General features: G+C 73.2%; 6 protein-coding genes. 3 read left to right on the top strand and 3 right to left on the bottom strand.

What is annotated here, in order from left to right; all coding sequences use genetic code 11:
• Nucleotides 1-341 precede the first annotated feature (341 nt).
• Together D6689_17470 and D6689_17465 are read left to right on the top strand one after the other, a co-directional pair.
• A complete protein-coding gene (locus D6689_17470) occupies nt 342-887 on the top strand; it encodes a LuxR family transcriptional regulator (GenBank protein ID RMH39163.1) in 546 nt (181 codons plus the stop codon).
• Entirely contained in the window at nt 802-2,640 is a 1,839-nt protein-coding gene (locus D6689_17465; protein RMH39162.1) for a serine protease, read from the top strand. Before D6689_17470 ends, D6689_17465 begins: the two co-directional genes overlap by 86 nt.
• Nucleotides 2,641-2,866: 226 nt before the next feature.
• On the opposite strand, the gene D6689_17460 is transcribed toward D6689_17465, so the two are convergent.
• Nucleotides 2,867-3,346 (bottom strand): hypothetical protein, encoded by a 480-nt coding sequence (locus tag D6689_17460; protein ID RMH39161.1) that lies wholly within the window; start codon nt 3,344-3,346, stop codon nt 2,867-2,869.
• Between the two features lie 29 nt (nt 3,347-3,375).
• Between D6689_17460 and D6689_17455 the strand changes: the two genes are divergently transcribed.
• Nucleotides 3,376-3,570, top strand: a complete 195-nt coding sequence (locus tag D6689_17455) for a hypothetical protein (protein RMH39160.1) — start codon at nt 3,376-3,378, stop codon at nt 3,568-3,570.
• Between the two features lie 38 nt (nt 3,571-3,608).
• On the opposite strand, the gene D6689_17450 is transcribed toward D6689_17455, so the two are convergent.
• Together D6689_17450 and D6689_17445 are read right to left on the bottom strand one after the other, a co-directional pair.
• Nucleotides 3,609-5,657 (bottom strand): hypothetical protein, encoded by a 2,049-nt coding sequence (locus tag D6689_17450; GenBank protein ID RMH39159.1) that lies wholly within the window; start codon nt 5,655-5,657, stop codon nt 3,609-3,611.
• 200 nt (nt 5,658-5,857) lie between these two features.
• A partial coding sequence (locus D6689_17445) for a hypothetical protein (GenBank protein ID RMH39158.1) occupies nt 5,858-6,226 on the bottom strand: 369 nt, incomplete at its 5' end.

The following is a 6,226-nucleotide window of genomic DNA, read 5'->3' as shown; positions in this document are numbered from 1 at the left end:
CGCCGGCGCGCGCGACGATGTAGGAGGCTATCGGACCGCCCACGACAACGTAAGTCCTTGTAGGAAAACAAAAACTCGTGGCATCGCGCCACACCGCCGGCGCCGCGCCCGCGACCTGAGGTCTCACCGCGTGTTGTTCGCGTGGGCCAGCCAACGAGGACGACGCCGACGGAACTCGGGCACTTCGCGGCGACGCCAGCAGTGAGAGGCGGTTGCAGCGGCGACTTTCGTTCACCGCGATCTGGCACACGCCGTGAAACCCATCCGCGCACGACCTGCCACATCGTCCACCGCGCGGCGGCTCGTTTCGCGGTCGACGACGTGGCGGCGTGCCCCGAGCGATGTCCGATTGGCCCAGCGAGATCCTCCGCTCCAGCCCCTACGCGGCTGCCGTGATCGACCGTGCCGGCCGCCTGCTGTACGCCAACGCGCGAGCGGCGGCGCTGGCCGACGCGCTGCGGGGCGCCGGTGCGAGCGCAACGACCAACGCCGAGCTGGTCGCGCGCCTGCACGCATCGGCGCGCGACGGCCTGCCGGTGCGCGTCACGCTCGCCGACGGGCGCGCCTGGCACATCCGCGCGTGGCCGGTCGGCGACGGAGCCATCGCGATCGCCGGATCGCCGGCACCGCGCCCGAGCGAACACATCGATCGCGTTCGAGTCGGGCTCGGACTCGGGCGCGACGAGGCGGCGCTCGCCGTGATGGTCGCGCGCGGATTGTCGAACAAGGACATCGCCGCCCGCTACGACGTGCCGGTCGGCACCGTGTCGACGCGCCTGTGGCGCCTGTACCGCAAGTTGGATGTCCGCAACCGAGCCGAACTCGCGCACGCCATCGCGGAGCGCGCGCTCGTCGACGTGCGGCTGGACCGAGAACCCGGCGCGTAGACGCGCCCCCAACCCGAACGAGGAGACGATGCCAAGATTTCGAAACACGCTGTGGTTGTTCATTTGTGCGGCGGGGCTGGCAACGGCGGTGGCGGCGGGCGGGTGCGCACCGGGTGAGGTGACCGGAGACGGCACCCTCGAACCGGGCGATCCCGGTGACGACGGCGCGGACGCCGACGGCCCGGGGCCGACGCAGGTCGGCACGGTCGAGGAACTCGCGGTCCAGTCGCCCGCGATCACCGCGGCCGACCTCGGCGACCCGACGGAACCGGTGTGGACCACCGTGCTCACCGGGAACGACGATGCGAGCTACGTCGCACCGCACTTCGAGGTCGCCGACCTGCCGGCCGGCGCCCGCCTCGTCGTCCGATCCGAAGACGGCCACCGGACGTGGACGTACACGGCCGAGGACGTCGCCAACCGCCTCGCCGTGTCCGACGGATTTTGGGGCATCCACGTGTGGGGCAATCGCGCGGTCGTCGAGCTGTACACGCCCGAGCCGATGCCGGCGGGTGCGGTCGTGATCGACCGCGCGGCGTCGGGCTTTTCGTGGGCGACGATGCAGTCGCAACCGCAGCCGCTGGCGTTCTGCGGCGCCGACGACAGCCTCAACGCGGTCTGCTACAAGAGCAGCGAGCCCACCGCCTACGACAAGGCGCGCGCCGTCGCCCGGCTGATCATCAACGGCAACGCCGCGTGCACCGGCTGGCTGCTCGGCAGCGAAGGCCACGTGGTCACCAACAACCACTGCATCGGGTCGGCATCCGCGGCGGCCAACACCAGCTTCGACTTCATGGCCGAGGGCGCGTCGTGCAGCAGCAACTGCAAGTCCGGCGGGGCGTGCTCCGGCACGATCGTCGCGACCACGTCGACGCTCGTCAAGACCAGCAAGACCTACGACTACGCGCTCGTGAAGTTGCCGGTGAACCCCACGTCGACGTACGGCTACCTGCAACTTCGCCCCACCGGCGCCGAGGTCGGCGAGCGCATCTACATTCCCGAGCACTCGTCGGCGTGGGGCAAGCGGATCGCCATGCAGCAGGGCGGCGCCAACGTCACCGTCGAGTCGATCAACGGCAACGGCGGCGCGACGTGCGGCACCCAACAGGTGACCTACAGCGCCGACACGCTCGGCGGCTCGTCGGGCTCGCCGGTCATCGGCTACGCCGACCACCGGGTCGTGGCGCTCCACCACTGCGGGTCGACCACGGGCTGCAGCGGCCTCGCCGTACGCATTCAGAACGTGATCGACGACATGGGCAGCGCGCTGCCGCCGAACGCGATCGACGGCGGCGGTGGCGGCGGCGGGGAGACCTGCGGCAACGGCACCTGCGCGGCGACCGAGGACTGCGCGAGCTGCCCCGAGGACTGCGGCGCCTGCCCGCCCAACGAATGCGCGCACGACGTGTGCGCGACCGGTTCGCGCCTCGACGCGGCGTGCGACGCGTGCGTGGCCGACATCTGCGCCGCCGACGCGTACTGCTGCAACAACCAGTGGGACTCGGTCTGCGTCGACGAGGTCGGCTCGATCTGCGGGCAGACCTGCGGCGGCGGCGGTGGCGGCGGTGGTGGTGGTGGCGGCGCCGAGTGCATCCACACGCCCTGCGTCACCGGAGCCAAGCTCGACCCGGCGTGCCACTGGTGCGTCACGGACATCTGCGATGCCGACCCGTATTGCTGCAACGTGTACTGGGACTCGGTGTGTGTCGGTGAGATCGAGACGGTCTGCAACGCCCAGTGCGTGAGCGGCTGAGCTGAAACCCGGCCGTTCCGTCGCGGTCTCCACGCCCGCCGGCCCCGCACCCCAGGCCGGCGGGCATTTTTTCGCCCCGCGCCGGCCGGCAGCGAGGCCGGCGGGCGTGTTTTCGCCCCGCGCCGGCCCGGCAGCGAGGCCGGCGGGCATGTTTTCGCCCCGCACCGGCCCCGCGCGTCGTTCGCCGGTGTCGGCGGTGCCCGCCGCCGCCGGGCGCACCACGCGCTCACGACGTGGGGCGCCGCCGCGGTGGCAGCGCTCCGCGCTCCGCCAACGCGTCGTGGATCTCTGCCGGCCGCGCGCCGGCTAGGTTGACCGCGTACTCCTTGACGTCGACGCCGTCGACGAAGCGCGGCAGTTCCTCCCGCAGCAGCCCGAGCATGTGCTCGCTCGCCGCCAGCACGACGGTGCCGCCGGTCCCGCGGATCCTCTCCGCCAGCGCGCGCGCGACGTCGCGCGCGAACCGGCGGTCCCACTCCTCGATGTGGCGCTCCCGGTGATCGTCGGTGGCGTGCAAACCCGCGCCCGGGTCGGACGCCCGCAGCCCGGGCCTGGACTCCGTGAACACCTCGCTCGGCCGCTGTCGCCGGCCGGCGTGCACGAGCGCCTCCAGTTCCACTAGCCGGTGGACTTCCGTTGCCTCGTCGCGCTCCAGACGCAGCAGCCGCGCGCGGCGCGCATCCGTGACTACGACCCAACGTGTCATGTCGACAATCTGGGTCGGCCGCCGGTGGCATGCAAGCCCCCGCAATCACCGACCTTTTGGCACACGTCAGCCCCGCCGCGGACGCGCGGGAAATCCGGCGGCGCCGCCGGCCGGGCGCCCGCGCCGGCGGCGACGGGCTGTGCTGGCCCGGCGCCGGCGGCCCGCGCGCGGCGCCGCCAGCTGAGCGCGAACGCCAGCGACCCGCGCGCGGCGCCGCCAGCTGAGCGCGAACGCCGGCGACCCGCGGGCGCCGCCGGCCGACCTACGGGATCGCGCAGGTGCCGGTCGTCACGTCGCAGACCTCGCCCGCGCGGCAGCACGCCGAGCACCCGCACAGCGTCGTTCCCGGCCCGCACAGCGGCAGGCACGTCCCGCCGACGCAAATCTCGCCGCAGCCGCACGGCGGCTCGCACACCTCCGGTACGCACTCGCCGTCGATGCACACGCTGCCCCGCTCGACGCACGGCCCGTCGCACAGGCCGCCGCAGCCGTCGCTCTCGCCGCACGCCTTGCCCTCGCAGTTCGGCGCGCAGCACGCGCCGCCGACGCACAGCTCGCCCGCCGCGCAGCACGCGCCGGAGCACGCGATCGCGTCGTCGTCGCAGCAGAAGTCGTCCGCCGCGTCGCCGTTGCTGTCGTTGTGGCACGTCTGCCCGTCCGGGCAGCACGCGCCGGAGTCCTCGCACGCCTGCTTGCGCGACCGGCAGCAGAAGTCGCCCTCCGGCCCGCCGACGAAGCAGGCCTCGCCCGGCGTCACGCAGCACTCGCCGCTCACCGGGCAGTACGCCTCCGTCGTCTCGCAGCAGGTGTCGTTGGCCGGATTGCCGTCGTTTCCGGCGGCGCACTCGGTGCCCGCCGCGCAGCACGTGTTGCTGTCGGCGCAGTAGGCCTTCGGCGCACAGCACGTGTCGTTGCCGGCCGTGCCGTCGTCGCCGTTGTGACACGTCTCGCCCGCGCCGCAGCAGGTGTTCGAGTCGGCGCAGTACTGGCTCGGCGGACAGCACGTCTCGTTGCCGACCGTGCCGTCGTCGCCGTTGAAGCAGGTCTGGCCGTTCGGACAGCACGTGGCCGTGTCCGAGCACGCCTGCGCCGCGTTCTTGCAACAGAAGGTGTCGTCGATGCACACGGTGCCGCTGCCGCAGCAGGTGTTCGTCGCCGAGCACCACCGGTTCGGGCGGCAGCACGTGTCCTCGTTGAAGCACTGCTCGCTGCCGCCGCAACACACGCCGGTCGCGTCGCAGTAGCGCGCGTCGGTGCAGCAGGTGTCGCCGCCGAAGCAGCCCTGGCCCGACGGGCAACAATCGCCGGCGCAGTCGACGCCGGGGCACATGCACTCGCCGCCCGTGCAGACCTCGTCGCCGTCGGGGCAGCTGCCGGAGCACACGCCGCCGCAGCCGTCCGACTCGCCGCACATCTTGCCGCCGCAGTTCGGCACGCACACGCAGTCGCCGCCGACGCAGGTGAGCCCACCGGGGCAGGAGCCGTCGCACACGCCGCCGCAGCCGTCAGGGTCGCCGCAGGCCTTGCCGGCGCAGTCCGGCGCGCACACGCACTCGCCGCCCTGGCACATCTGACCCTCGGGGCAGGCGCCGTCGCACACGCCGCCGCAGCCGTCAGGGTCGCCGCACTGCGCGTCCTCGCAAGCCGGCTCGCACGGGATGCACTCGTTGAACACGCACGTGTCGTACGGCGCGCAGTCACAGTTGCAGGTCGGCTGGCATTCGCCGTTGACGCAGATCTCACCCGGGTCGCACTGCACCTGGTAGCAGGGGTTGGTCACGCACTCGCCCTCGATGCAGACCTCGCCCTCGGCGCAGTCGACGCCGTCGCACGGCGACGCGGGGAAACAGTTGAGGTGACACGCCGTGCCGAGGTCGCACGGCGCCGAGCACGGATTCAGCGGCAGGCACGCGCCGTAAAAGCAGTACTCGCCGTCCGCGCAGGTCACGTCGAGACACGGGCTCGGCGGGAAACAGCCAGGCGTGCACACGCCCATCACGCACGTCGTGTCCTCGGGGCAATCGACGCCCTCGCACGGATCGGCCAGCGGCACGCACTCCATCTGACACGCCTCGCCGTCCGCGCACGGGTTCGTCGCGCACTCGTCGGGCACGCACTGGCCGTTGAAGCAGATCTCGCCGCGGTCGCACTCCGGGCCGCCCGGGTCGTCGCACCCCGGCACGGCCGCGTCGATCTCGTCCTGCCGGCAGGTGCTGCCGTCACAGTCGTCGGTTCCGGTCACGTCGCCCGAGCCGCACGCGGCGGCGGTACAGACGAGCACGAACCACGCGAAGGGGCTCAAACGGCGCATACCCGCGCGACGAGCAAGCGCCGCGCCATCCCGAGCCCCCGCCAACTCGTTGAATACGCAACGCATACAGTGCGTACAGTGTCGCACGAATCGGGGGCGCGGGGCCACTTTGGGGGCGGTGGCCTACGGACAGGTGCCCCGGCGCCGGCTGCGCGCGCAGCCGGCCGCAGCGCCGCCCGCGCGCGCAAGGCGGGCGCCGATCACACGCGGCGCGGCTGTGCGTCGGTGTCGGTGCGGCGACGACGCCGGCGCCGGCGCGCGACGACCGCCGCCAGCGCGAGCCACCACGCCGCACCCGGCGTCGTCGCGCCGCCGGCCCGGCAGCCGGTCGACGCGGGCGGCTCGCCGCCCGAACCACCGCCCGGTCGGCTCGCGTCCGGCGCCGGGACCGTTGCATCGGGAACCGTGTCGGAGCCCGCATCGACCGCCCCCGCGTCCGGGATCCCCGCATCCGGCATCCCCGCGTCCGGCATCCCCGCGTCCACGTCCGGCATCCCCGCGTCCGCATCGGGCATCCCGGCCGCCGCGTCGGGCATTCCCGCGTCGGGCATCCCCGCCCCCGCGTCCGG

Source organism: Deltaproteobacteria bacterium, from assembly GCA_003696105.1.
GTDB lineage: Bacteria > Myxococcota_A > Polyangia > Haliangiales > J016 > J016.
This window is presented reverse-complemented; position numbering and strand designations above follow the sequence as displayed.